Annotated in this window: 26 protein-coding genes; 13 read left to right on the plus strand and 13 right to left on the minus strand. The window is 59.8% G+C overall.

Annotated elements, in window-relative coordinates:
- The first annotated feature begins 127 nt into the window (after positions 1 to 127).
- Positions 128 to 1147, plus strand: coding sequence for an ABC transporter substrate-binding protein (locus AB7M29_RS16210; protein WP_454247286.1), 1020 nt, complete (start codon positions 128 to 130; stop codon positions 1145 to 1147).
- A 5-nt stretch (positions 1148 to 1152) separates the two neighbouring features.
- On the opposite strand, the gene AB7M29_RS16215 is transcribed toward AB7M29_RS16210, so the two are convergent.
- The gene (locus AB7M29_RS16215) at positions 1153 to 2013 is read right to left on the minus strand and encodes a LysR substrate-binding domain-containing protein (protein ID WP_454247287.1); all 861 of its coding nucleotides are present in this window, start codon (positions 2011 to 2013) and stop codon (positions 1153 to 1155) included.
- Between the two features lie 252 nt (positions 2014 to 2265).
- Between AB7M29_RS16215 and AB7M29_RS16220 the strand changes: the two genes are divergently transcribed.
- The 6 genes from AB7M29_RS16220 to metC all read left to right on the plus strand — a co-directional run bounded on the left by AB7M29_RS16220 (position 2266) and on the right by metC (position 8866).
- Positions 2266 to 3108, plus strand: a complete 843-nt coding sequence (locus tag AB7M29_RS16220; protein WP_454247288.1) for a transporter substrate-binding domain-containing protein — start codon at positions 2266 to 2268, stop codon at positions 3106 to 3108.
- A gap of 64 nt (positions 3109 to 3172) precedes the next feature.
- On the plus strand, positions 3173 to 3895 hold the full coding sequence (locus tag AB7M29_RS16225) for an amino acid ABC transporter permease (RefSeq protein WP_096480031.1): 723 nt from the start codon (positions 3173 to 3175) through the stop codon (positions 3893 to 3895).
- Complete coding sequence (locus tag AB7M29_RS16230; protein ID WP_454247289.1) at positions 3885 to 4673, plus strand: amino acid ABC transporter permease; 789 nt, start codon at positions 3885 to 3887, stop codon at positions 4671 to 4673. Before AB7M29_RS16225 ends, AB7M29_RS16230 begins: the two co-directional genes overlap by 11 nt.
- A complete protein-coding gene (locus tag AB7M29_RS16235; RefSeq protein ID WP_217854610.1) occupies positions 4660 to 5496 on the plus strand; it encodes an amino acid ABC transporter ATP-binding protein in 837 nt (278 codons plus the stop codon). Before AB7M29_RS16230 ends, AB7M29_RS16235 begins: the two co-directional genes overlap by 14 nt.
- A gap of 17 nt (positions 5497 to 5513) precedes the next feature.
- Positions 5514 to 6110, plus strand: coding sequence for a cysteine dioxygenase family protein (locus tag AB7M29_RS16240; RefSeq protein WP_217854611.1), 597 nt, complete (start codon positions 5514 to 5516; stop codon positions 6108 to 6110).
- Positions 6107 to 8866: a cystathionine beta-lyase gene (metC, locus tag AB7M29_RS16245; RefSeq protein WP_454247290.1), complete on the plus strand. Its 2760-nt coding sequence runs from the start codon at positions 6107 to 6109 to the stop codon at positions 8864 to 8866. Before AB7M29_RS16240 ends, metC begins: the two co-directional genes overlap by 4 nt.
- Here the strand turns inward: metC and AB7M29_RS16250 are convergent.
- From AB7M29_RS16250 to AB7M29_RS16265, 4 genes are all read right to left on the minus strand, one after another.
- Entirely contained in the window at positions 8863 to 10050 is a 1188-nt protein-coding gene (locus AB7M29_RS16250) for an MFS transporter (RefSeq protein WP_454247291.1), read from the minus strand. The genes metC and AB7M29_RS16250 overlap by 4 nt on opposite strands.
- A 61-nt stretch (positions 10051 to 10111) precedes the next feature.
- Entirely contained in the window at positions 10112 to 10810 is a 699-nt protein-coding gene (locus AB7M29_RS16255) for a dienelactone hydrolase family protein (protein ID WP_217854614.1), read from the minus strand.
- A gap of 46 nt (positions 10811 to 10856) precedes the next feature.
- Positions 10857 to 11372 carry an HvfX family Cu-binding RiPP maturation protein gene (locus AB7M29_RS16260; protein WP_217854615.1) on the minus strand — a complete coding sequence of 172 codons (516 nt, stop codon included), beginning with the start codon at positions 11370 to 11372 and terminating at the stop codon, positions 10857 to 10859.
- Positions 11373 to 11510: 138 nt separating this feature from the next.
- Positions 11511 to 12140, minus strand: a complete 630-nt coding sequence (locus AB7M29_RS16265; protein WP_454247292.1) for a ferric reductase-like transmembrane domain-containing protein — start codon at positions 12138 to 12140, stop codon at positions 11511 to 11513.
- A gap of 229 nt (positions 12141 to 12369) precedes the next feature.
- Here AB7M29_RS16265 and glsB point away from each other — a divergent pair, with 229 nt between their 5' ends.
- The 4 genes from glsB (at position 12370) to AB7M29_RS16285 (ending at position 16678) form a co-directional block, all read left to right on the plus strand.
- The gene (gene glsB / locus AB7M29_RS16270) at positions 12370 to 13278 is read left to right on the plus strand and encodes a glutaminase B (RefSeq protein ID WP_052962965.1); all 909 of its coding nucleotides are present in this window, start codon (positions 12370 to 12372) and stop codon (positions 13276 to 13278) included.
- Between the two features lie 88 nt (positions 13279 to 13366).
- The gene (locus AB7M29_RS16275) at positions 13367 to 14485 is read left to right on the plus strand and encodes a DUF3616 domain-containing protein (protein WP_454247293.1); all 1119 of its coding nucleotides are present in this window, start codon (positions 13367 to 13369) and stop codon (positions 14483 to 14485) included.
- An 83-nt stretch (positions 14486 to 14568) separates the two neighbouring features.
- Entirely contained in the window at positions 14569 to 16071 is a 1503-nt protein-coding gene (locus tag AB7M29_RS16280; RefSeq protein ID WP_454247294.1) for an aldehyde dehydrogenase family protein, read from the plus strand.
- Between the two features lie 256 nt (positions 16072 to 16327).
- Positions 16328 to 16678 carry a BON domain-containing protein gene (locus AB7M29_RS16285; RefSeq protein ID WP_454247295.1) on the plus strand — a complete coding sequence of 117 codons (351 nt, stop codon included), beginning with the start codon at positions 16328 to 16330 and terminating at the stop codon, positions 16676 to 16678.
- A 118-nt stretch (positions 16679 to 16796) separates the two neighbouring features.
- Here the strand turns inward: AB7M29_RS16285 and AB7M29_RS16290 are convergent, their stop codons facing one another.
- Together AB7M29_RS16290 and cynS are read right to left on the minus strand one after the other, a co-directional pair.
- The gene (locus tag AB7M29_RS16290; protein ID WP_454247296.1) at positions 16797 to 17456 is read right to left on the minus strand and encodes a carbonic anhydrase; all 660 of its coding nucleotides are present in this window, start codon (positions 17454 to 17456) and stop codon (positions 16797 to 16799) included.
- Between the two features lie 180 nt (positions 17457 to 17636).
- Positions 17637 to 18104, minus strand: a complete 468-nt coding sequence (cynS, locus tag AB7M29_RS16295; protein WP_454247297.1) for a cyanase — start codon at positions 18102 to 18104, stop codon at positions 17637 to 17639.
- A gap of 118 nt (positions 18105 to 18222) precedes the next feature.
- On the opposite strand from cynS, the gene cynR reads away from it, so the two are divergent.
- Positions 18223 to 19128 carry a transcriptional regulator CynR gene (cynR, locus tag AB7M29_RS16300; protein WP_454247298.1) on the plus strand — a complete coding sequence of 302 codons (906 nt, stop codon included), beginning with the start codon at positions 18223 to 18225 and terminating at the stop codon, positions 19126 to 19128.
- Here cynR and AB7M29_RS16305 read toward each other — a convergent pair.
- From AB7M29_RS16305 to AB7M29_RS16325, 5 genes are all read right to left on the minus strand, one after another.
- Positions 19114 to 19413, minus strand: coding sequence for a hypothetical protein (locus AB7M29_RS16305; protein ID WP_217854622.1), 300 nt, complete (start codon positions 19411 to 19413; stop codon positions 19114 to 19116). The genes cynR and AB7M29_RS16305 overlap by 15 nt on opposite strands.
- Positions 19414 to 19539: 126 nt before the next feature.
- A complete protein-coding gene (locus AB7M29_RS16310; RefSeq protein ID WP_217854623.1) occupies positions 19540 to 19869 on the minus strand; it encodes a hypothetical protein in 330 nt (109 codons plus the stop codon).
- A gap of 570 nt (positions 19870 to 20439) precedes the next feature.
- The gene (locus AB7M29_RS16315; protein ID WP_217854624.1) at positions 20440 to 20979 is read right to left on the minus strand and encodes a GNAT family N-acetyltransferase; all 540 of its coding nucleotides are present in this window, start codon (positions 20977 to 20979) and stop codon (positions 20440 to 20442) included.
- Positions 20980 to 21173: 194 nt separating this feature from the next.
- Positions 21174 to 23123 carry a DNA topoisomerase III gene (locus tag AB7M29_RS16320; protein ID WP_454247299.1) on the minus strand — a complete coding sequence of 650 codons (1950 nt, stop codon included), beginning with the start codon at positions 23121 to 23123 and terminating at the stop codon, positions 21174 to 21176.
- 115 nt (positions 23124 to 23238) lie between these two features.
- Positions 23239 to 23568 carry a DHCW motif cupin fold protein gene (locus AB7M29_RS16325; RefSeq protein ID WP_217854626.1) on the minus strand — a complete coding sequence of 110 codons (330 nt, stop codon included), beginning with the start codon at positions 23566 to 23568 and terminating at the stop codon, positions 23239 to 23241.
- A gap of 149 nt (positions 23569 to 23717) precedes the next feature.
- Here AB7M29_RS16325 and AB7M29_RS16330 point away from each other — a divergent pair, with 149 nt between their 5' ends.
- Positions 23718 to 24080: a DUF427 domain-containing protein gene (locus AB7M29_RS16330; protein ID WP_007907061.1), complete on the plus strand. Its 363-nt coding sequence runs from the start codon at positions 23718 to 23720 to the stop codon at positions 24078 to 24080.
- A 166-nt stretch (positions 24081 to 24246) separates the two neighbouring features.
- Here AB7M29_RS16330 and AB7M29_RS16335 read toward each other — a convergent pair whose 3' ends face one another.
- Positions 24247 to 25869 carry an MFS transporter gene (locus AB7M29_RS16335; RefSeq protein ID WP_217854627.1) on the minus strand — a complete coding sequence of 541 codons (1623 nt, stop codon included), beginning with the start codon at positions 25867 to 25869 and terminating at the stop codon, positions 24247 to 24249.
- Positions 25870 to 25922: the final 53 nt, after the last annotated feature.

A 25922-nucleotide genomic window follows, 5' to 3' on the forward strand; every position in this document is an offset into this window, starting at 1 on the left:
GCGAAGAATGCACCGCAGTTCTTCAGGTATTACGCGTCATCGTTCTTCGCGGGCAAGCCACGCTCCAACAGGTTCTACGTCTTGGCTTACCGGCATTGTGCTCACTTTCCATAACGTTGAGGTTTTCATGGCGACTCCCTTGAAGCGCTCCGGATTAACACTGTTGGCAGCCTCCGTGGCTGCGGTGAGTGCGTTACTCAGCCCCGGCGCTCAGGCCGAAGGCAAAATCAGCATTGCCCAGCAATTTGGTATCGGTTACCTGATCCTGGATGTGGTGCGCGATCAGCAACTCATCGAGAAACATGGCAAGGAGCAGGGCCTCGACATCGAGGTCGACTGGAGCAGCATCTCGGGTGCCACGGCGATGAACGAGGCGCTCCTGGCCGGTGCGCTGGATGTGGTGTCGGCAGGCGTGCCGCCGATGCTGACGATCTGGGACCGGACCAAGGGCAAACAAAACGTCAAGGCCATCGCCTCGCTGGGGTCGATGCCCAATTACCTGCTGACCAATAATCCGAACGTAAAAAGCCTCAAGGACTTCACCGTAAAGGACCGCATCGCGGTGCCGGCAGCAGGGGTAGGTTTCCAGTCGCGCACTTTACAAATCGAAACGGCGAAACAGTTTGGCGCGCAAAACTTCAAGAAATTTGACGACATCTCGATCAGCCTGGCTCATCCGGATGCGACGTCGGCGCTGATTGCCGGCGGTTCGGAGATCAACTCACATTTCTCCAGTCCGCCGTTCCAGTACCAGGAGCTGCAGAGTCCCAACGTGCACAAGGTCCTGAGTTCCTACGACGTGTTGGGTGGCCAGGCCACGTTTAACGTGCTGTACACCACCGAGAAATTCCACGACGAAAATCCGAAAACCTACAAGGCGTTCTACGGGGCACTCGCCGAGGCCGAGAAAATAATCAAGGCCGATAAGCCCGCAGCGGCCCAAACCTATATCCGGGTGGAGCAATCGAAGCTGGCGCTGCCACTGGTTGAGAAAATCGTCGCCGACCCTGAAATCGACTTCACCGTTGTGCCCCAGCGCACCTTCATCTACGCCGAGAAACTCCAGGAACTCGGTGTGCTGAAAAACAAGGCTGCCAGCTGGAAGGATTACTTCTTTGAAGAAGCACACAGCAGCGAGGGAAGCTGAGCGGCTCAGAGCCCCCGACTGCTCCTGATCAACTCATAGGCCCGACGCACCAGCGGATTCACGGTGTTGGGCCGAATCCACAAGTGGTAGGTCACGTCCGGCAGTCGTGGCAGGCCATCGGTTTCGCCGAGTACACGCATGTCAGGGCCGAGCATTTCCATGCTGCGGGGCGTGACGCCCAGCCCCGCACGCGTCGCGGCCTTGATCCCAATCAGGTTCGACGCCAGGTACGCCTGGCGCCAAGGAATGTTCGCGCGTTCCAGGGCTTCCAGCGCATAGCGGCGATAGATGCTTGGCTCGTCCACCAGAATCAGCGGCAAGGGCTCGCCGGGCGTATGGATGTACTGCGCCGAGCAGATCCACCACACCGGCGAGGTGCGCAAGGCAAAGCCTTCGAGCGTCGGATCCTCGCGAGTGGAAATCACCATGTCGACCTTGCCCCGGTGCAGGTCATCCATCAAAAACGGACTGCGGCCGACATCGATCTCCAGGCGCAAACGAGGGGCCGAGCGGGCGATGTGGCTGAGGATCGGCGGCAGGATGGTGTCGGCAATGTCATGGGGCGATCCGATGCGCAATACACCGCTCAAGCTGCTTTCACGCAGGGAGTTCAGCGCATCGTCGTTGAGCGAGAGCATCTGCCGTGCATGCCGAAGTAACTGCAAACCGGCTTCGGTGAGTTGTTTCTGTCGCCCGCGCTTCTCGAACAGACTCACCCCGACTTGTTGTTCCAGGCGTTGCATGTGTTGGGTTACCGACGATTGCGTGCGGGCCAGTTGCGCGCCGGCCTCGGCAAAACTGTGGTGATCGACCACGGCAATGAAGGTGCGCAGTAGTTCGAGATCGAGGGTAGGTGAGGTCGACATGGTCATTCCCGAGGCTGTTTTTATATCAGTGCTGCAAACATAAACATTACAGTTGTTTATGTGTTTTTGGCGATATTTTAGTGTTTGTGTCACATGTTCCAGTAATTACTGGGGTTAATAAGATTGCCGCTTAGCGTCAACACGGCAAGTTATAACGATATTAGATATTTGAATTTCCGTTACGCCAACGCTGTACCTAGGATGCCCTCACATCAGGTCGGGGGACGCCGATCATTTCATGAGGGGAAATCCATGTTGCTTGAGCGCTCACCTGTAAAACGATTGTTGCCTGCCATGCTGGGTGCCTTGATCTCATTGGCCGCCAGTGCCGGTGCTCAGGCTGATGCCACCCTGGACAAGATCCAGCAACGCCATGTGCTGACAGTGGGGGTTGTACTGTCTGGCGGTCCCTTTGGCAGTATCGATCCGGGTACCCAGAAACCACGGGGTTTGAACGTCGATCTCGCTCAGGAACTGGGACGGCAATTGGGCGCCGAGGTGCAACTGGTGCCGGTATTGCCAGCCAACCGCGTGCAGTTTTTGCAGCAGGGCAAAGTTGATCTGCTGATCGCCAACATGGAATGGACGGCCGAACGCGGCGAGATTCTCGGTTTTGTGCCGACACCGTTCTACCGCGTCGGCGGCTCCGCGGCGCTGCTCAAGGACAGCAAGATCACCCGCTGGGAAGACCTCAAAGGCCAACCCGTTTGCACCTCCCAAGGCAGCAGCTACATCAAGCCGCTCACCGAGTTGGGCGTCGAGATCAAGGCCTTCAAGAGCTCGTCGGAATCCCTGCTCGCGCTGCGTGGCAACAACTGCGTCGCGGCGGTGCATGACGCCACGCTGATCAACCCGTTGATCGCCGACAACGCCGAATGGCAGGGCTATCGCGCGCTCAGCCCGGAACTCAACCCGGCCCCTTCAGTGATCTGGACCCGGCTTGGCGAACGCGATACCCAGGCCCGGCTCGACCCGATCGTCAAGGAACTGCATCGCAGCGGCTGGCTGATCGAAGCCCAGACCCGCAGCCGCATCACCCCCGCGTCACCGGCCTTGGTGGATTTACAGAAACAGTTCCAGGCCAACGGCGCCTGACCGGTTCACCTCATCGTTTCAATAGGTCGCCGACGGGCTCGGCGGTCGTTCAAGGAATCACTGGATGGAACTGTTCGTCCACTGGGCCGCCGGGTTCGGCCTGAATTACGGTTTTCTGCTGGACGCCTATCAGCGCGGAACCCTGGAGCAGGGCGCGCTGACCACGGTGCTGCTGTGCCTGTTCACTATCGTCGGCAGTCTGCTGGCGGGTGTCGGGTTGGCGGCGATGTTGACCTCGGGCAAACCCTGGCTGGCGAAACCCGCGCGAGTATTTGTCGAAGTCACCCGCAACACGCCGACGCTGGTGCAGCTGTATTGCGCGTTCCTGGTGCTGAACATGCTGCTGACCCAGGCCGTCGGCGCGGCCAACCCGCTGACGCCGTTCGCCTGGGTGGTGATCGTGATCTCGCTGCACAAGGGGGCGTTCCATGCCGAAGCCTTGCGCGCCGGCATCGAAGCCGTGCCTGCGGTGACGATGGAGGCGGCCAGTTCGCTGGCGTTCAGCAGCCGCCAGTTGTTGTGGAATGTGCAACTGCCGCTGGCCTTGCGCTTCGCCTTGCCATCGCTGATCAACAACCTGATCGACCTGGTGAAAATGACCGCCGTCGCCTCGGCAATTGCCGTCGGCGATATCACCTACGCGGCGATCATGATCTGGACCCAGAGCGATAACGTGCTGGAGTTGATGATTCTGATCTTGACGTTTTTCGGTCTGCTGAGTTTTACCGTCAATTGTGTGGGACGCCTGCTCGAAGCGCGCCTGAGGATGCCCGGCTATGGCCATTGAATCGTCCGTCACCGCGCCAGTGGCCTGGCCACGGCGGCATGTCGGCAAGTTGCTGCTGTTGGCGGTTGCCGTGCTCTGGCTGGTGTATTTCACCCCGCACAGCCCGGTGCTCAAGGCCTTGCTGCAATGGTCCCCGGCGCTGGTCGTGGGCTTTGGCCAGAACATTCTGATCAGCCTGGTGGCGATCGGGTTGGGGGCGTTGCTGGGACTGTTGGTGGGTGCCTTGGGGTTGTCGCCGTTGTGGCTGCTGCGTTTGCCGGCGCGGATCTGGGTGCAGATTTTTCGCAACGCGCCGTGGCTGGTGCTGATCTATTTCACCACCTATGTGTTCCCGTTCGAGATCCACATCGGCAGGGCCTATGTCTCGTTCCCCGACTGGGTCAAGGTCACCCTTGGCCTGGCGTTGCCGGCGAGTGCCAACGTCGCGGAAATCTTCCGTGGCGCCGTCGCCTCGATCCCCAGTACCCAATGGGAAGCCGCACGCTCCCTGGCGTTCACCCGTGGGCAGATTTTCCGCTCGATCATCCTGCCGCAGTGCTTCAAACGCATGTTGCCGCCATGGATGAACCTCTACGCGGTGATCACCATGGGCACCGCGCTGGCGTCTTTGGTGGGCGTGCATGACGTGATCGACACCGCGCAGATCGCCAGCAACACGGTGAACCTGACCGGCTTCACCGTGGTGATTTACCTGAGCCTGCTGGTGCTGTTCTTTGCTTATTGCTACCCGATTTCCCGACTCACCCAACACCTGGAGCGACGTTATGCCTTCTACTGAAACCGTCGCCGAGCCTCTGGTCAGCCTGCGTGACCTGCACCTGTCGTTTGGCAGCAACCCGGTGCTCAAGGGTATCGACCTCGACGTGCACCGCGGCCAGGCCGTGTCGATCATCGGCCCGTCCGGTTCTGGCAAGTCGACGATCCTGCGTTGCATCACCGGGCTGTTGCAGCCTCAGCGCGGCAGCATTCGTGTCGGCGCCACCAAGGTTCACACCCTGGCCCAGGAAGCCCAGCGCATCGAGTTGCGCAAACGCGTGGGGTTTGTGTTCCAGCAGTACAACCTGTTCCCGCATTTGTCGGTGCTGGAGAACCTGGTGATCGCACCGCGCAAAGTGCTGGGGCGCAACCGCGCCGAGGCGGAGAAAGACGCCCGCGCCTTGCTGGCCAAGGTGCGCATGGAGCACAAGGCCGATGCCTATCCGGGACAACTCTCTGGCGGTCAGCAACAGCGGGTGGCGATTGCCCGGGCGCTGGCCATGCGCCCGGAACTGATTCTGTTCGATGAAGTGACCTCGGCCCTCGACCCGGAAACCGTCGGCGAGGTACTGACGGTAATTCGCGAGCTGACCGAAGAGGGCATGACCTGCGTGCTGGTGACCCACGAAATGCGCTTCGCCGAAGAGATCAGCGACATCGTCTACTTCACTGAAAACGGCGTGATCGTCGAGCACGGCAGCGCCGCGCAGATCTTTCAGCACCCCACCAGCGAGCGCACTCAAGAGTTTTTGCGCCACGCCCTGGGCGATCCGGGACGCCGTCCCCGCGTCGCCAACGACCCGTATCTGTTGACCAACCTGAGCCGCTACAGCCTGTCCGTCTAATACCGAGGAGTCTGTTCATGAGTACCGATAACCGTGCCGCCGTCATCGAGGATTTCCTCAAGAAAATCCGCGTCATCAATCAGCGCGGCGTCGACCGCGCCGCGTTGACGCAAATCGTCGCCTTGCTCGAAACCCTGGCCGAGCGCCGCGATCTGTTCAATTTCGATGCGTTCCCGGCTCCGGTGCCAGGGCAGGGCAGCACCGCGTTTCGCTACCGTCTCAACGACGATGGCGACACGCCGACGCTGTACCTCAACTCGCTGTTGCCGGGCAAAAGCACCATCGCGCACAACCACGAAACCTGGGCGATCATCAGTGCCGTCGAAGGCCAGGAAATCAATTACGTCTACGCCCGTGATGACGAGGACCGCGAGCCTGGATTCACCACCCTGCACCTGGAAAAACAAGTGATCGTGCAGCCTGGCACGTCGATTTCGTTTCTCGGTGAAGACCTGCATGGCATCCGTGTCGAAGGCGAGCAACCAACCCTGCATTTCCACCTTTACGGTTTGCCGCTGGAATCGCTCAATGGCCGTTATGGGGTCGAGGCCGACGGGCGCATTCTCAATTACAACGCCTCGCAAATGGCCCCGTCGATCAAGGCCTACGCATGAATCGGACTGTAACTCCAGGGCAATTGCAGCAATGGCTGTTCGACGGGCAGGAAATTGCCCTGTTTGACGTGCGTGAGCACGGCCAATATGGCGAAGCCCATCTGTTTTACGGGGTGAACCTGCCCTACAGTCGACTGGAACTGGAGGTCCGACGCCTGGCGCCGAATCCGCAGGTGCGGTTGGTGATTTATGACCAGAACGGAGGGGACGTCGCGGCGCGCGCCGCTCAGCGTCTGCAGGCGTTGGGGTACGGCCGCGTGCATATTCTCGACGGTGGTGCCGAGGGCTGGGAAGCGGCAGGCCTGCAACTGTTTGCCGGCGTGCACGTGCCGTCCAAGGCCTTTGGCGAGTTGGTGGAAGAGGCCAGTCATACGCCGCATGTCACCGCAAAACAGCTGGCCGAATGGCAAGCCCGGGGCGAACCGTTGGTGGTGCTGGACGGTCGGCCGTTCGACGAATACCGCAAGATGACCATCCCCGGTTCTGTCTGCTGCCCGAATGGCGAACTGGGCTATCGCGTACACGATCTGGTGCCGGACGACAGCACGCCGATCGTGGTCAATTGCGCCGGTCGAACCCGCAGTATTATCGGTGCCCAGACCCTGATCAATCTGGGGCTGAAGAACCCGGTCTATGCCTTGGAAAATGGGACCCAGGGCTGGTACCTGGAAGATCTTCAGCTGGAGCATGGCAGCACCCGCCGCTATGCCGATGAGGTGTCATCGCAGACCTTGCCGCAAGAGCGTCTTGCCGCGGCACAACTGGCCGAACGGGCCGGGGTAAAAACCGTTGCGACCGCGCAAGTCGAGCAGTGGGCCGGGGAGGCCGAACGCAGTCTGTTTCTGTGTGATGTGCGTACCGCCGAGGAGTTTGCCGCCGGCAGTTTGCCGGGCGCGCAACCCGCGCCGGGTGGCCAGCTGATTCAATCTACCGATTTGTACATCGGCGTGCGCCAGGCGCGGGTGGTGCTGATTGACAGCGATGGCGTGCGGGCACCGATTGTTGCCAGTTGGCTTCGGCAGTTGGGGCATGAGGCTTATGTTCTAGCGGATGGGGTGAACAGCGGTCTGGCGTTGCCGGCGGTGGAGGCCGTCGCACACGAAGCGTTGCCAGTGATCACGGCACAGGCCCTGAGCGATGCGCTGAAGGATAACGAGGTGACACTGATTGACCTGCGTCCAAGCATGACTTGGCGCAAAGGTCATATCGCCGGCTCGCGCTGGTCGATCCGCTCGTTGCTGGCGACTGAGGTGATGGGAGAGCAACTGCCTCTGGTGCTGCTGGCCGATGATCCGCTGCTGGCCGCTTTCGCGGTACTGGAATTGCCCGATGCTCAGCGTATACAAACTCGGTTGCTGGATGGCGGTGTCGAGGCCTGGCGTGCGGCGGGGTTTGCACTGCATGAGGATGCCAACACACCGCCCGATCACCAGTGCATCGATTTCCTGTTCTTTACCCACGATCGTCACTCCGGCAACAAGGACGCGGCGCGTCAGTACCTGGCTTGGGAAATCGGCTTGTTGGCGCAAATGAGCGAGGACGAAATCGCCAGCCTCAAACCGCTGCGCGCGCAGCCTCAAGCCAGCCGTGATACGCGGGTTCGTACCCGTCTGGTGCATTCGGCGCGAACTGAAAAGGGCAATGGCGGTCGGGCGGTCAACGTGCCGGTCACTCGTTTGAGCACGGTGCTGTTCGACAACCTGGCGCAAATGCGCGACGCCCGTGCTCGTCGTGATAGTGAACGTGTTCTGAGCTATGGCGCCCGTGGCAATCCCACGGCGTTCGCCCTGGAAGATCTGGTGACGGAACTGGAAGGCGGTTACCGCACGCGCTTGTTCGGCACGGGGCTGGCGGCAGTGGCGCAGACATTTCTGGCCTACTTGCGGCCCGGCGATCATGTGCTGATCACCGATGCGGTGTATGCGCCCGTGCGGCGTCTGGCCCGGGAGCTGCTTGAGCCGTTCGGCATCCAGGTCAGCTACTTCGCGCCTGACGGCAGCGGCCTGCAAGCGCAACTGCAAGCCAATACCAAAATGGTCTACACCGAGGTGCCCGGCTCGCTGCTGTATGAACTCTGCGACCTGCCGGCCATCGCTGCATTGTGCAAACCGCGCGGCATACTGCTGGCCGTGGACAACACCTGGGGCTCGGGCTATCTGTACCGGCCGCTGACCCTGGGCGCGGATATCTCGATCATGGCGTTGACCAAGTACCTGTGCGGCCACAGCGACGTAGTCATGGGCAGCGTCTGTACCCGGCAAGAGGTTTGGCAGCCACTGTCGTCGATGAGCGACACCTTTGGCATCGCCGTCAGTCCCGACGATGCCTATCTGGTGCTGCGCGGTGCACGAACCCTGGCGCCGCGCCTCGACGTACACGAACGCCAGGCTCTGGAAATCGCTCAATGGCTACAGGCGCAACCGCAGGTGAAACGGGTGTTCCATCCAGCGCTGCCCAATCATCCTCATCACGCACTGTGGCGGCGGGACTTCACTGGCAGCAACGGTTTGCTGTCCTTCGAACTGCGCGATGTCGACGCCAAGTACCTCGAGCGGTTTATCGATGCGCTGCAGGTGTTTGGTCTGGGCGCGTCTTGGGGCGGCTATGAAAGCCTGGTCACCGTCGCGGATACCAAGGATCGCAACAGCGCGGTAGATCGTGCATTGAACCCGGTGCTGCGGCTGCATATCGGCCTGGAAGATGCCGACACGTTGATCGAGGATTTGCAACGCGGGTTCGCCGCCACTGTGGACTAGGGCTTGCGCAGCAGAAGCAACAACAACGCCGCAACCGCCAGCACCGCCCCGACGACGAAGGTGCTGGCTGAGCCCGAGGTCTCCCACAGCGCGCCCGCAAGTACACTGGCGATCAACAGGCACACGCCGCTGATCAGATTGAACAGGCCGAATGCCGTACCCCTGAGATGTTCGGGCGCGGTGTCGGCGATCAGTGTCGCGAGAATGCCCTGGCTGAAACCCATATGCAGGCCCCACAGAGCCACGCCCGCCAGCATGGTCATGATCGAATCTGCTTGCGCCAATAACAGGTCCGCCAGGATCAGCAGGACGATGCCGACACACAACACTTTGGTGCGGCTGATCCGGTCGGACAACCAGCCGGCAGGGTAGGCGGACACCGCATAGAGCAGCGACATGACCACCATCACCATCGGCACCCAAGTGGCCGTCAGGCCTGTTTGTTGCGCCTTCAAAACCAAAAAGGCTTCGCTGAAACGGGCCAGCGTGAAGAGCCCGCCGACGATCACCACCCACCAATAATCGCGCGAAAAATCCCGCAGAACTTTCCAGTGGATTGGCGAGTGAAAGGCACGTTCGCCAGCGACAGTGGTCGGCTCTTTGACCCCGCCGACAATCAGCGCCACTGATATCACCGCCGGAATTACCGCAAACCACAACACCAGATGGATCTGCCCGAGCCATAACATCAGTACGATCGCCAGGATCGGGCCAAGAATGGCGCCCACGGTGTCCATCGATTGGCGCAAGCCAAAGCAAGCACCACGGATTTCAGCGGGTGCGATATCGGCGACCAGCGCATCTCGCGGCGCGCCACGAATGCCTTTACCGATGCGATCCAGAAAACGTGCGGTGAACACCACATCCACCGACTGCGCGAGGGGAAAGAGCGGTTTCGACAAGGCGGCGAGACCGTAGCCCATCAACAGCAGGCCTTTGCGCCGGCCAATAAAGTCGCTGATGGCCCCGGAGAAGATCTTGGTCAGCATCGCGGTCGCTTCGGCGATGCCCTCGATCACCCCGACGGTCAATGCGCTCGCGCCCAAGGTCGTGACCAGAAATACCGGCAGCAGGCTGTGCACCAGCTCCGAAGACAGGTCCATGAACAGACTGACAAAACCCAGGGCCCAGACCGTGGAGGGGATGCGTAATGAGGTCGGTCTGGGTTTTGAGAGGTTGTCCATGCTGGTTTCCGGGATTGAATGCTCACCGATTGTTTATGTCGCCAACCCCAGCGATCAGGTCTTAAAGGTTCTGACTCAAAAAGAGCAACGTATTGCCATGTGCCTCAACCGCCGCCCGTTGGTTGTAGCTGTCACGGTGTGAGCAGTTGAAGCCGTGTTCGGCCCCCGGATAAACCTCGATATCGACGTCATCGTTGAACTCGAAACGCTCGGCGATTTGTTTCACGGCGTCGATGGGGATGTGGCTGTCCTGTTCGCCGAAGTGCATCAGCACTGGCACTTTGATTTCATCGGCTCGATCCAGTTGGTTCTGAATACCGCCGCCATAGTAGGCGATCGCCACGTCGACGAAACCGTTGGCCGCGGTGTTGTACGACAGCATGCCGCCGAAGCAGAAACCGATAGACGCGATTCTGCCGTCCAGCCCAGGTTGTGCTTTCAGGGCGTCGATGGCCAGTTTGATGTCGGCCTGCGCTTTTTTGGTGTCGGTGGCATTCATCAGTTCGACGGCGCGTTTCCAGCCTGCTTCGTCGTAGCCCAGTTCGATACGGTGGCCGTTGCGCCAGAACAGATCCGGCGCTATGACCAGGTAGCCGTCGGCGGCGTATTGCTCGGCGACCGAGCGGATGTGTTCGTTGACGCCGAAGATTTCCTGAATCAGCACAATCCCCGGACCTTTAAGGGTGTGGGGGATGGCCAGGTAAGCGCCGAATGTGCCCTCGGCGCTACTGATCTCGATCCATTGGGTGGTTACGCTCATGATGGCTCCTTTACATAAGTTGGGTAGGTTATCGAGACGCTGCGTATCAGCGGTGACTGCGCCGCCAGAAGTATCGAGCCAACAGCGCGTCCACGCTGAGTTTGCCGGCCCCCGAGAGCAGCAACGGCATGAGGGCTGCGAGGTAGATCAGCGGCAGTTTGAAGTTACCATGGCCTTTATTGCTGATGGCATAGCCTTGGGCAAGTTCACTCAATGTAGACCAATCGGCCGGCCAGTGAACGGCAGCGGTCGCAACGATCGTGACTATGGTCAGAATAACCGCCGAAACCCGCGTTCCCAGGCCCACCAGCAGGGCGAGGGCGCAGATCAATTCGGCCCACATCGCCAGTTCCCAGTTCAGCGTGGCCGGCACGTGGTTGAAGGGAAACGGGAAGTTGTGCTGAATGTCGGCGAACCAGTTCTGACCGTTCCATTTTTCCAGGCCTGACTCGAAAAATTCCCAGGCCAGAAACACCCGCAAGGTCAGGGGCGCGATCCAGCTACCGACACGGTCGAGGTTCAGGTGCAGGCCTTTGATGGCCGATGAGAGAGAGGTGTTCATGGGCGTGAGCTCCGGGGATTCATTGTGGGAGCGGGCTTGCTCGCGAAGACGGCGGCACATTCAACATTGATGTCGCCTGACACACCGCTTTCGCGAGCAAGCCCGCTCCCACAGGGGATTGTTGGTGTTGTTGAGATTTCATTCAGTCAACAGCGCATTCCTGACCGACCGTTTGTACTTCAACGCAATCTTGCCCAGCAGCCGAACGACGATTGCCGAAAACATCAAACCGAACGGCAGGACGTACCAGGCGCTCATGGGGATGCGTTTGAAGTTGGAATAGGTAAACACCGCCGCGAGTACCCACATGCCGCTGACGTGCAGGGCTTTCCAGGCTTTGGGGCCGATCAGCCGCGCCGTGGTTTTGAACGAGGTCAGTGCCATGAGCAAAATAAACAGATAACCCACCGAGCCCGGGATGTTGCCGACCGTGGTGCGGCTGGGCCAGAACTCGGGGTTCAATTGGCCGTAGCTGTAGATCAGGATGGCGTGGACCAGGTGGGAAAACGCAAAGGCCAGGCCGATGAAGCGTCGTTCGCGCACCAGCGATCGGGTGAAAGGCGAGGGCACCAGCACAGCCAAAGCGGACGCAGTGAACGCAGCGAGAAACAGTGCAAACGAAGTGCGTGCAGTGGCGCGAATGGCGCTGCGGGTGGCTTCCACCAGATCCGGGTTCAGCAACAGAATCAGGCCGGTCATCAACAACACCAGCAGGGACAGCAGGCCAAACAGCGACCAGCCGTGGTAACGGGGAACTTGGGTCATCATGACAACACTCCTGAGCAAGGGCCGACCCGGTTTTGCCGGTGGTCAGCGGACAGCAGGAGTTTTTCAACCCGGTGTGTGGGCGGTATGTCCGAAAGGTCGCCCGGTGCAAGTTCATGTATCCCGGGCCGCGACAGATACATTCCCATACAAAACTGTGATTCATCACCGACCAGCAGCGTCTAGCGACAGTGTCCCCGCAATCCTATGGGGCGAGACTTCGGAACCCGGCATGCAAGCGCTGTTGAACGAGATCCTTGACGCAGTCCGACCGTTGATCGGTCAGGGCAAAGTGGCTGACTACATTCCCGCCCTCGGCACCGTGCCGTCCAATCAGTTGGGCATTGCCGTGTATGGCAATGACGGCGAGTTGTTTTGCGCCGGAGACGCCGACACGCCGTTCTCGGTGCAGAGTATCTCCAAGGTATTCAGCCTGGTGCAGGCCATCGACCATTCCGGCGAAGCGATTTGGGAGCGCCTGGGACACGAGCCGTCCGGCCAGCCGTTCAACTCACTGGTGCAGCTGGAGTTCGAGCGCGGGCGCCCGCGCAATCCCTTCATCAACGCTGGTGCGCTGGTGATCTGCGACATCAACCAGTCACGTTTTGCCGCGCCGGCATTGTCGATGCGCGATTTTGTCCGGCGCTTGTCCGGCAACCCGAATGTCATGGTGGACGGCAAGGTCGCCGAGTCGGAATACCAGCACCGCGCGCGCAACGCGGCCATGGCTTATCTGATGCAATCGTTCGGCAACTTTCATAACGACGTCGAAGCCGTGCTGCGCAGCTACTTCAGCCATTGCGCGCTACGCATGAGTTGCGTGGATCTGGCCCGCACGTTCTGCTTTCTGGCCAACGACGGTTTCTGCAAACACAGCGGCGCCCAGATCCTCAGCGCCCGCCAGACCCAGCAAGTCAACTCGATCATGGCCACCAGCGGGCTGTACGACGAAGCCGGTAACTTTGCCTATCGCGTCGGCCTGCCGGGCAAGAGCGGCGTGGGCGGGGGCATCGTCGCGGTAGTGCCGGGGCAATTCACGGTGTGCGTCTGGTCCCCGGAATTGAACGCTGCCGGCAATTCTCTGGCGGGCATGGCGGCGCTGGAGTTGTTGAGTCAGCGGATTGGCTGGTCGGTGTTCTGATGGCATCTCTTGACTAGCGACCGATGACCGCTACCGTGAAGCAGGCATTCTTTGACTCACCCGAACGGGTGAAGGGCTGGGTGACTTCATGGTGAAATTCGGTTCCGTGCTTCTAGTCTTCAATGAGCCGGACGCTCATTTGCGCAAAGGGTTGTCCGCCGTGGTCCAGATTGGCAACACCCTGTGGGTCGCCAATGATGAATCCTTGACGCTGGAGCGCTTCACCCTGCGTGAGCGCGCCGGTGCGGCCGAGTTTTTGTTTGACGAACACAAACAGTTCTCGCTGGGATCCCTGTTGGCGCTGCCGGTCATTCCGAAGAATGGCCAAGAATTCGTTGAAGCAGACCTGGAAGGCATGAGCTACGACCCCGACACGGGGTATCTCTGGATTGTGGGGTCTCACAGCCTGATACGGAAAAAAACCGATAGCACCAAGACCCTGAAGAAAAACGCCGAGCGTCTGGCAACTGTCAGCCGCGATGGCAATCGTTTTCTCCTGGCCCGGATTCCGGTGGTCGAAGAAAACGGGACGTTCACTTTGGTGAAGAGCACCGCCAGCGATGATCGAGCCGCCGCCCAATTGGCCGGCAATCAACTGGGTAACGAATTGCTCGATGAACTCAAGGACGATGAGCATGTAGGGGCATTCCTGCACATTCCCGGCAAGGACAACGGGTTCGATACCGAAGGCCTCGAGGTCAACGGCAAGCGTGTTTTTATCGGGTTGCGAGGGCCAGTGCTGCGGGGCTGGACCATTGTTCTGGAGATCGAACCCGAGGACCATCCCCAGACCGCCCACACGCTGACGCTGAAAAAAATCGGGCCTGGGGGGCGAAAATATCGAAAGCATTTTCTCCAGTTGGGCGGACTCGGCGTCAGGGACTTATGCATCGAGGGTGACGACATGTTGATCCTGGCCGGGCCGACGATGAACCTCGACGGGCCTGTCAGCGTATTTCGATGGCTCGACGGCGCCAGGCCAACAAAGGAAAGTTTTGCCTTCAGCGAACAATTGACGCCAGTCCTGGAGGTTCCTTACGGGCAAGGCGAGGATAAAGGCTGCGATCATGCCGAAGGACTGACCTTTATCAGCACCGCGGGCGTAGAAGAGCCCTTGCTGCTGGTGGTCTATGACGCGAACGCCAGGTGGCGCAAACAGGGGAGCAATCGCCTGGAGCAAGATGTATTTCGACTTGCTAAAAAGTAACCGCTACTGCGCCCCAGTGAATGACGTTCCACGGATTTTCCTATACATTTTCTGGCCGCTCTCCTGCATGGTGAAACCGTTTCATGTCTCTTGCGCTCGAACGTCTAGTCGCTGGCACGCCAATCCCTTTTGCCGGTAATCGTGTCACTGTCGTCAGCCCCGAACTGGCGGCGCGCTTTCAGCCCGGCGACCATCTGCTGGTGGAGCAGGTCAGCGGCGAATTGCTGCTGATCCCGGTAGCGGACCAGCAAGCGGCGGCGGTCGCCATCGAACGTGCCGAAGTGGCGTTCGCTGCGATGTCTGGCGTCTCGGATCAGGCCATCAGCGAGTTCTTCGATCGCTTTGCCCAACGCCTGGAAACGCCTGAATGCTGGGCCTTGATTGCGGCCGCGAACCTGGCCGACATCGAGCGAGCCAAGGCGCGCGGGCGTTCCACCACGCGGTTGCTCGCCGATGAACGCATGCGCGGCGACATGATTGCAGGTCTCAGGGCCTGGCGCGATGCACCGGCCACCCGCGGCAAGGTTGTGAGTTGCGTCGAGCATGACGGCTGGAAAGTCGAGCAAGTGGTGTCGCCGCTGGGCATCGTCGCATTCGTGTTCGAAGGCCGGCCGAATGTCTTTGCCGACGCCGCCGGTGTCTTGCGCACCGGTAACACCGCGGTGTTGCGCATTGGCAGCGATGCGCTGGGCACCGCTCAGGCCATCGTCACCCATGCATTGAACCCTGCATTGAGCGATGCCGGATTGCCGAGCGGTGCGGTGTCGCTGGTTGAAAGTGTCAATCACGCCGCTGGTTGGGCGATGTTCGCCGACCGACGCCTGTCATTGGCTGTGGCCCGTGGTTCGGGACGTGCGGTCAGCCAGTTGGGCAGCATCGCGCAACAGGCCGGCACCGCGGTCAGCTTGCACGGCACCGGCGGCGCATGGCTTATCGCCGACAAGGACGCCGATGCCCAGCGCTTTGCCGCCGTGGTGCGCAACTCGCTGGACCGCAAAGTCTGCAACACCCTGAACGTCTGCCTGATCCACCGCGATCGCGCCGCCGAACTGGTGCCGCTGTTTCTCGACGCATTGCAACAGGCCGGGACCGCTCGGGGCCAGGGCTGCAAGTTGCATATCGTCAAGGGTAGCGAGCAGCATTTGCCAACCGATTGGCAGACCGCGAGCGTCGAGGTGTACCGCGCCGAAGGCTATCAGACCGAAGCGTTGGCCGAACCGCTGCCCGAGGATCAGTTGGGTCGCGAGTGGGAATGGGAAGAAACCCCGGAAGTCAGCCTGAAGATCGTCGACGACCTGGATCAGGCCATCGCTCTGTTCAACCGCTACAGCCCGCAATTCACTGTGTCGCTGATCAGTGAAGATGCCCCGGTGCAGGAGCGTTTCTACAACGCGGTCAACGCGCCTTTTGTTGGCAATGGGATTACCCGCTGGGTCGACGGGCAGTACGCGCTGAACAAGCCAGAGCTGGGGCTTTCGAACTGGGAGAGTGGGCGCTTGTTTGCACGCAGCGCGATTCTCTCGGGGGATGGCGTGTTCACCATCCGTAGCCGCATGACGCAGACGGATTTGTCGGTCAAACGCTGAAACAACACTCCAGAACAGCCGCGCAAACCTGTGGGAGCGGGTTTGCTCGCGAAAGCGGTGTGTCAGGCGACATCAATGTTGACTGTGCCGCCGTCTTCGCGAGCAAGCCCGCTCCCACAGGATATTCGTCGCTCTTATATCTTACCGGCATCAGGGACAGCCCCGCCCGCAGGCAACGGCCGCACTATACTTAATGTGTGTCCGTGTCTGCGGTGGGGCGGGCGGCGCATCTGATTACGTCAGGGAGAGTTGCGTCATGAAACTTCATTCCTTTCAACATTACTCTCATGATCTGGAAGCGGTCGTTCACGACGCGTGGATTACCACCAGAGTGAAGTCGGCCCTGGCATTGGCCGACTCAACCCTTGGCCTGCATGTCCATGTCAAAACCCATGCGGGCAGGGTGGCATTGAGCGGCCGCGTCAACACTCACAGGCAGTGTGAACAGGCTGTTGCTCTGGCCCATTCGGTTCAGGGTGTCGTCGACATCGATGCCAGCGAATTGCTCACTCACGTGTTCACGCCGGGCAGTTTTCCAGAAGCGCCCAATGCTGAAGACACGCCTGAACGTCGGCCACCATCGTCAGCAAAGACGGACGACAAATGACAAGGATGATCTTGTGAGTATCACATTCCCGGTCGGGAGCCGAGGACGGGTGTAGTCGCGCGCGTGCTCACTTTGTAACGCTGCGCCAAGCCTGGCGCAGCTCGAGCGGGTGAAGCCTTCAGGCGGCTTCGACCGCTTGACCATACACCGCACAGGTGTCCGGGTGCTCGGCCAGCGACACGAAGTTGCGACCGCTGGCATCCAGAGCATCGACCGAACCGGTCTCGATGTCATAAACCCAACCATGCAGATTCAGCAGACCTTTTTCCTGGGCCAGACGCACGCTCGGGTGAGTCTGGATATTCGCCAGTTGGGCGATGACATTTTCCCGGACCATCGAACTCACCTTGGCTGCGTCGCTGGCGTGAGGGCGGGAATCGTTGATCACCTTGGCCGACTCGGCGTGTTGCAACCAGCCGCTGACGGCGGGCAGGTGATCCATGCATTTGCACTGGGCGATGGCGGTCATGGCACCACAATCCGAATGCCCGCAGATCACGATGTCCGTCACGCCCAATACCGCGACTGCATATTCGACCGTGGCCGACACGCCGCCGGGATGCGGGCTGTAAGAGGGTACGATGTTGCCGGCATTGCGCACCACGAACAGTTCGCCGGGCTCTTGCTGGGTCAGCAGTTCCGGCACCACACGACTGTCGGAACAGGTGATGAACAAAGTGCCGGGATGCTGGGTGGTGGCCAGGTGTTTGAACAGGTCGGTACGTTGCACAAAGGCTTCGTTCTGGAACTTCAATAAGCCTTCGATGAGCGCTTTCATAGCGGACTTCCTTGCAATGAATGAGGGGGCAGTTAAGTGCAGAACCTGTGGGAGCGGGCTTGCTCGCGAAGACGGAGGCACAGTCAACATTGATGTCGCCTGACACACCGCTTTCGCGAGCAAGCCCGCTCCCACAGGTGGGCAGTGTTCAAATTCTTAACTGACTGGCATTAGTCGATTTCAGAACGGACGCAGCGGCAGGAACTTCCCGTCCAGGGTAATCACTGCGCGGGAACCACCTTCAGGGTCTTCAACTTTCTTCATGTCCAGCTTGAAGTTGATCGCGCTGATGATGCCGTCGCCGAATTGCTCGTGAACCAGGGCTTTGAGCGTGGTGCCGTAGATCTGGATCATTTCGTAGAAACGGTAAATGGTCGGGTCGGTCGGGACACCCGAGAGGCTGCCGCGCAGCGGAATGATCTGCAGTTTGGCCACGGCGTCGGCATCCAGTTCGAGTTTCTCGCCAATCACCTTGGCGGCGGCTTCCGGCAGCGGATGTTGGCCGAGCAGGGCGGCGGTGACGTAGGCCAGGCCCAGGCCAGTGCCGTCGGTCAGATCCTGCCAGGACAGATTCTTGCGCGCCTTGGCATCGAGGATCGAAGTGGTCAGGGCCAGACTCGGGTCCTGGTAAGCGTGGGACTGTTGCATGGTGTGACTCCTATCGGTTGTGGCTGGAAAGTGGAGCCATCTTCGGTCGATTGATTCATAGCATCCAAGACCGATATACAATGCTTCGCATAAGCCCTGCCTATAGATGGTGTGCCCCATGCTGCTCCGACATTTGCGCTATTTGCTGGCGGTCGCCGACCACGGCGGCTTCACCCGCGCCGCCGAGGCGTTGCACGTCTCCCAACCGACGCTGTCCCAGCAGATCCGGCAACTGGAGGAAACGTTGGGCGTGAGCTTGTTCGACCGCACCTCGCGCACGGTCAAGCCGACCGATGCGGGACTGGCCTATATCGAAAGTGCCCGTCGGGTACTGGTGGAACTTGAAGCGGGGAAACGCGCACTGCATGACGTGAAGGACTTGTCTCGGGGCTCCTTGCGACTGGCCATGACGCCAACGTTCATGGCGTATCTGGTGGGGCCGTTGGTGCGCGACTACGTGGCGAAGTTTCCGAACATCCATCTGCAGATTTTCGAGTTATCGATGGATGACATCGAGGCCGGGTTGCTCGATGACTCGCTGGACATCGCCATCGCCTTTACCCCGGTGAGAAGCCTCGATATCGAGTGCGTGCCCGCGTTTGTCGAGACGTTGGGCGTGATGGTCGGGCGCAGTCATCCGTTGTACGAGCGCCAGAACCCGCTATCGCCAAAGGAGGTGGCGCAGCTGGAGTTCGCGTTGCTGACGCCGGACTTCATCACCCGATCCTCTATCGACGGGTATTTTCGGCAACAGAACATTACGCCCAAAGTGGCAATCGAGGTGAACTCGGTGAGTACGCTGCTGGAAGTCATTCGTCACGCGCCGATGGCCACCATCCTCCCGGAACCCATCGCCACTGCGGAACGGGCATTGCGCAAAATTCCGCTGCTGGGGGAGGCGCCCAACCGAGGGGCCGCGCTGCTTCGGCGCAAAAATAACTATCACAGTGCGGCGTCGGAGGCCTTTATGGATCTGGTATTGGGCGCGACTGCGGTCGCGTCGGCGAAGTCAGTCATCCACTGATTGGCACAGCCCATTGGGAGCCTTGCCGGTGGAGGACACGGTCACCGAATCGTCATCGGCGAGGATGATCGAGATCGTGATGCCCGAACCCCTGGCTTCGAAGCGGCGATCGTCGATGGCTTTGGTTACCGCCTCTTTACTGTTGATCAATACCGGGCCGTCCTGATCCGCATGGACAACGACTTTACCGGGGCAGTCCACATCGAATGAGGGAATGCCAGGGAGGGTGTTCGCATGGGCAACATTCGCCATCGCGAACACTATGAATATCAGGATTTTGTTCATCGCAGGCCTCCAGAGATCCAGCAGGGCATACGGTTAACCATAGCTTTGTTTGGTGCGCACGAGACAAACGAAAAGGCCCCGCTCGATATTCCGAGCGGAGCCTTCTTTCATTACTGAGAGGGGATATCAATACAACCGATCAATCACCCGAACTTCGTTCTGGTTCTGCATCGATGCCCACGCCTGTTTCAGCGTTTGCAGCACATTACCGATGAAGTCCTTGTCGGCCGCGGCTTTTTTGCCGACATAACCCTGGCCGCGACGGTACATCTTCAGTCGGGCGAGCAGGTTCTGGTTGCTCTGGTCGAACGCTTCTTCGTGGGCATGGGGCGACAGGCAGTCGATATGTACCTGGCCCGATTTGCTGATCCACAGAATATGGCTGTCCTGGCTGTCTTTTTGCGCAGCGAACAAGCGAGCCAGTTCATCGATAGTAGGTTGATTGTTCAGATTCATTGTAAGCCCCTTGACCATTTGGTGATCTTTCAAAGTTGATTCGCTAATACAAGTAGCCCATCGGTTAGTTGATCCCTGGCACCGAAACCAGGACGTCAGCGGTCGGCCGTCAATACGACGGGGTCCCGCGTCTGTTGCATGTAGTCGTGTTGAATAACTGCTACGCAATAGCGTCACAACGAAGAGAAGCAGCGAAAACCTGGAGGCCACTGCCGACATTTTCAGGGTCGGCCACAAGCTTCATGAGGATTGATCGCCAGCGCTTCTCGTCCTTGTACTGGACGTTCAGGCCAGGTCAGCTTCTTCAATCTGCCTTGTGGGCAGCGTGTATCCGGGAAAAACAGCTCGGCGGTCAGACGAGCTTGCTCAAACGTGTTACCTGCACTCCCGATCGGGGAGATGTCTGCATCATGCAAGGGCAAATCGGAGGCGTCAACGGTTTTGTAGTGATTATTTTTGCTCACTACATATTGTCGGACAAAGTGGTTTTGGAATTAGAACGTCAGGTGTGGCTAGCGATTGGAGGCTGTGATGTCACAGAATCGCCAAGATCGCAGCCTTCGGCAACTCCTACAGGGCCGGGGTAGGAACTGCCGAAGGCTGCGATCTTTTAAAGCGGTAAATGGTGCACGGATAACCGTCGATCGGCAGATGATGCAGGGTGAACTCACCGTCCGTGAGATCAGGTATCACCTTGGCCCAGAACAGCCTTGCAGGCTGGTTGGCCTCGATGTGGAAAATCTGCCATTGACCGGGGAACCGGTTCAAGAGGGCAGAGACGACAAATCTCGCGACGCCTTGGCCACGAAAGCGTCGACTGACAAAAAAGTAGCCGATGTTGTGCTTCGCGCCGACGATATGGGTTTCGTTATCCACGGTCACAAAACCAGCAAGTTCGTCGTCAACCTTGATCAGAAACGGTCTGGTTGCGGGATTGCGCCAATAATCAAGCCTGGGCTGGATGTTGAAGAAGCCATGTTCCCCGAGTTTCAGCGGCAGCCATTCGCTGAAGTCATACACGTAGAACTGCATCAGGTTTTCGATGGTTTCCAGTTCGTCGCGCTGAGCGGCGTGCAATTCTATTGAGGGCTGGCTTCTGATTGTCGTCATGGTCGTACCTTTCAGAAAGCAGGGCTGATGCCTGACGCTGAACCTGTGGGAGCGGGCTTGCTCGCGAAGAGGGTGTGTCAGTTAACATTGATGTCGCCTGACACACCGCTTTCGCGAGCAAGCCCGCTCCCACATGGATTGCATGTTGCCGGACATGAAGAACACTAGACCATTTCGATTCGTTGCAAGTGCTCTCAACCCTTGCTCGCCGGTTTCGCCGCGCGTTTGGTGCTGGTCGAGGGATTGCGTTTGGTCGGTTTGCGTTTGTTTTTCCACGGTGTGGCGCCACGCCCGGCCGGGCTTGCCGGCCCGCTGATGGTCAGGTTCAGGCCGGCGCAACGGGCCACTTGCTTGCTCATCCATGCAGCCTGTTTGGTGACGAATTCTTCCAGGCTCATTTCACCGCTCTGCACCATGTCCAGGGCCTGTTCCCAGATTGCCGTGGTGCCGGGATCGGCAATCGCGCGCGGTACGGCATCGATCAGGCTGAACGCTGCCGGCGTCGCGGCCAGGGCCTTGCCGTTCTTGATCAGGTAGCCGCGGTCCAGCAGGCCCTGGATGATCGAGGCGCGGGTGGCTTCGGTGCCAATGCCGGTGGTGTCCTTGAGCTTTTGCTTGAGCAGCGGATCTTCCACCAGTTTGGCGACGTTTTTCATCGCCTTGATCAGGTCGCCTTCGGTGAACGGCTTGGGCGGCTGGGTCCAAAGGTCCTTGAGTTTTACATCGGCCACTGCGCAGTCACGTCCTTCGGTCAATGCCGGCAGTGTTTGTGGTGCCGGTGCTTCACGGCCCTTGGCTGGCGCGAGGGCTTCGGGCAGGGCGCGTTTCCAGCCGGGCTCGACAATCTGCTTGCCCACGGCGCGCAAGGCTTCACCGGCGCAGTCGAAGTCGGCCTGGGTCCGGTCGTACTCATGGTTCGGCAGGAACTGCGCCAGGTAACGCGCCCGAATCAGGGTGTAGACCGCCCGTTGCTTGCCTGCCAGTCGGTCGAGGTTTTTCGCCGCCGCTGTGGGGATGATGCCGTGGTGAGCGCTGACCTTGGCATCGTTCCAGGCCCGTGAGCGGCGCTGGGGCTCCAGGTGATCGTGCAAGGCGTTCAGGGCCGGGTCGGCTTGCCGAAGCGCCGCCAGAATACCCGGGGCTTCGCTGTGCTGACTCAGGGGCAGGTAGCCGCAGTCGCTACGCGGGTAGGTGATGACTTTGTGGGTTTCGTACAGCGCCTGGGCGATATCGAGGGTTTCTTGAGCACCGAGCCCGAGCTTCTTCGAACAAACTTCCTGCAACGTGCCTAGATCGAACGGCAAAGGCGCGACTTCGCGCATCCGCTCGGTGCGCAGTTTGATCACCCGCGCGCTCGCCGCACCGCCAATGGCCGCAGCCGCTTTCTGAGCCAGCGCCTGATTCAGGCAGCGGTCCTGATCGTCGCAAACGTCGGAGGACGCGCGCCATTGGGCGGTGAACGCGGTGCCGTCGTGCAGCAGTTGCACTTCGATCGCCCAGTAGGCCACCGGGACGAAATCGGCAATGCTGCGGTCGCGATCCACCACCAGGCGCAAGGTTGGTGTCTGCACCCGACCGACCGGCAATACACCCTGATAGCCGGACTGACGCCCCAGCAGGGTGAACAGCCGACTCATGTTCATCCCGATCACCCAGTCGGCCCGGGAGCGCCCCAATGCCGAATGATAAAGGCTGAACGTCTCGGCCCCAGGCTTGAGCGCCGCCAGTGCCTTGCGGATCGATGCATCGTCCAGCGCCGACAGCCACAGCCGCCGGATCGGCCCGCGATAACGGCAATGCTCCACCAGTTCCCGGGCGATCATCTCGCCCTCACGGTCGGCGTCGGTCGCAATCACCAGTTCACTGGCCTCGCCGAGCAAGCGTTTGACCGCCTTGTACTGGCTGGCCGTGCGCGGTTTGACGGTCATCTTCCATTTTTCGGGAATGATCGGCAGATCCGCCAGCACCCAACGCTTGTAACGCGCGTCATAGGCATCCGGCGGTGCGGTTTCCAGCAGATGGCCGATGCACCAGGTCACCGTGACGCCCGTTCCCAGCCAGCAGCCGTCGCCCCGGCGCTTGGCGCCGAGCACGGCCGCGATGTCTTTGGCCTGGGAGGGTTTTTCACAGAGGTACAGCTGCATAACCACCATCATCAATCAGTGTTCGAGAGGTGCACAGAATGGCGGCTGATGAGCGATGGAGCAATCTTTATCTGTATGGATGTACAGCTTAAGCTGTTGCGCTTGATGACAGCGGTCAGTCCACCACAAACAACCTGGCGCCAGTGGCGGTGGATGAACGATGCGCTTCGGCATTGTCCGCCACTTGATAGCTCATGCCCGGCGTGAGAACGAAGACTCGACCGTCTTCCAGTTCGGTGTGCAGTTCTCCCTCCAGGCAAAACAGCACATGCCCCTTTGAGCACCAGTGATCGGCCAGATACCCCGGCGTGTATTCGACGATGCGCGCACGAATCGCGCCGAACTGCCGGGTGCGCCACAGGGCGCTGCCAGTCTCGCCCGGGTGCTCGGTGGGCTCGATTTGCGACCAGTCGGTGGTGCCGAAGGGGATGTTGGCAATGTCCATGCTGCTCTCCTGATGGGGCATGCTGTTTTGGGGGCCTCACTGTAGCCCAGGCAAGCTCCGTTCGGCTGTGAAGCAGTCGCGATGCCGAAACATGAGGTATACCTGTCGGAGCGCGGATACAGCGCAACAGCGACAGAGGATCCTACTCTATGAAAGCCCCCGGCCCCGGTAATCCCATTGCCATCAGCCCTCAACCCGGCTGCGTGGTGGTGAAGTTCCATGGCATTCAAGTGGCGTCATCCACTCGGGCGCTGGTCATGCATGAGGCCAATTATCCTCCGGTGTACTACATCCCCCGGGAGGACATCGCCGAACAATATTTCGCCCGCACCGACCACACCAGCTATTGCCCGTACAAGGGCGATGCCAGCTATTTCAGCCTGCAAATCCCCGGGCATGAAGGTGCCAATGCGGTATGGAGTTATGAGCACCCGAAGGTGTCGGTTGCGCAGATTGGCGGGTATGTGGCGTTTTATCCTGAAGAAGTGACGTTTGAGGTGCTTGATACCTGAGGTGCAGAAAGCATTGTGGTAAGGGGACTGTTGCCCGCACGCAATCCATGTGGGGGCGGGCTTGCTCGCGAAGGCGGTGTGCCAGGCAACATTAATGTCGACTGACACTCCCTTTTCGCGAGCAAGCCCGCTCCCACAGGTACCCCTTTGCTAGAGGTTCGTGCCGTCAGTTCTTGTCCAGATCCACATTCTTGGTCTCACGCAAACAGATCATTCCCACCACCAGGCTCACCCCGGTAATCACCACCGGGTACCACAGCCCATAGAAAATATCCCCGGTGTACACCACCAGGGCAAACGACACCGTCGGCAGGAAACCACCAAACCAACCATTGCCAATGTGGTAGGGCAGGGACATGGAGGTGTAGCGGATACGGGTCGGGAACAGTTCGACCATCAGCGCCGCCAGCGGGCCGTAGCACATGGCGGAGATGATGATCAGCGCGACGATCAGCGCCACGATCATCGGTTTGTTGATCAGCTGGGTGTCGGCTTGCGACGGATAGCCGGCCAGGGTCACCGCGCCGCGCAGGGCCGCTTCGTCGTAACCATCGATTTTCACCTCGCCGATGCTGATCTGCACGGCGCTGCCGGCCGGAGCCGCTTCGCTGTTGTAGGGCAGGCCTTGTTTGACCAGGAAGGTTTTGACCTTGTCGCACGGGCTATCAAATTTAGCCTTGCCGACCGGGTCGAACTGGAAGGTGCAGGTGGCCGGGTCGGCCAGCACGGTGATCGGTGCCTGGCGGCTGGCCTGGTCGATGGCCGGGTTGGCGTAGTGGGCCAGGGTTTTGAAGATCGGGAAGTACAGCGCAGTGGCCAGCAACAGGCCGATCATCAGCACCGGTTTGCGCCCGACCTTGTCCGAGAGCCAGCCAAAAAAGATGAAGAACGGTGCGCCGATGATCACGCTGACGATCAGCAGACTGTTGGCCAGGGCCGGGTCCATTTTCAGGAACTGGGTGAGGAAGAACAGCACATAGAACTGCGCCGCGTAGAAGGTTACCGCTTGCCCGGCGTTGATGCTGAACAGCGCAATCAGCACCACTTTCAGGTTGTCCCATTTGCCGAAGGAATCGCGCAGCGGCGACTTGCAGAGCTTGCCTTCTTCTTTCATTTTCACGAACGCAGGCGACTCATGCAGGCTCAGGCGAATCCAGGTCGAGATGCCCAGCAGCACGATCGAAAACAGAAACGGAATGCGCCAGCCCCAGACTTCGAACTGATCACCGGTGAAGTAGCGGCAGCCGAGCACTACTAACAGCGACAGCAGCAAGCCGAGGGTGGCAGTGGACTGAATCCAGCTGGTGTGGAAACCGCGTTTGCCCATCGGCGCGTGTTCGGCGACGTAAGTGGCCGCGCCGCCGTATTCACCGCCCAGCGCCAGACCCTGAAGCATGCGCAGCACCACGAGGATGATCGGCGCGGCGATGCCGATGCTCGCGTAAGTCGGCAGCAAGCCGACGCAGAAGGTCGCCAGGCCCATGAGGACGATAGTCGCGAGGAACGTGTATTTGCGCCCGATCATGTCCCCCAAACGTCCGAACACCAGTGCACCGAACGGCCGCACGATGAAGCCGGCGGCGAAGGCCATGAGCGCGAAGATAAACGCCGTGGTGTCGTTGACCCCGGCGAAGAACTGTTTGCTGATGACCGCCGCGAGGGCGCCGTAGAGGAAAAAGTCGTACCACTCGAACACCGTCCCGAGGGACGAGGCGAAGATGACTTTCTGGGTTTCCTGACTGGTGCCGGCGCTGCGGACGGCTTCCAGGGGCTGAACATGTTCTGACATATCGGTATCCCTCACAGTGATTGTTTTTGTTGTTCCACTGGTGTTGCGTAGTC

This window comes from Pseudomonas sp. F-14 TE3623, from assembly GCF_053629015.1.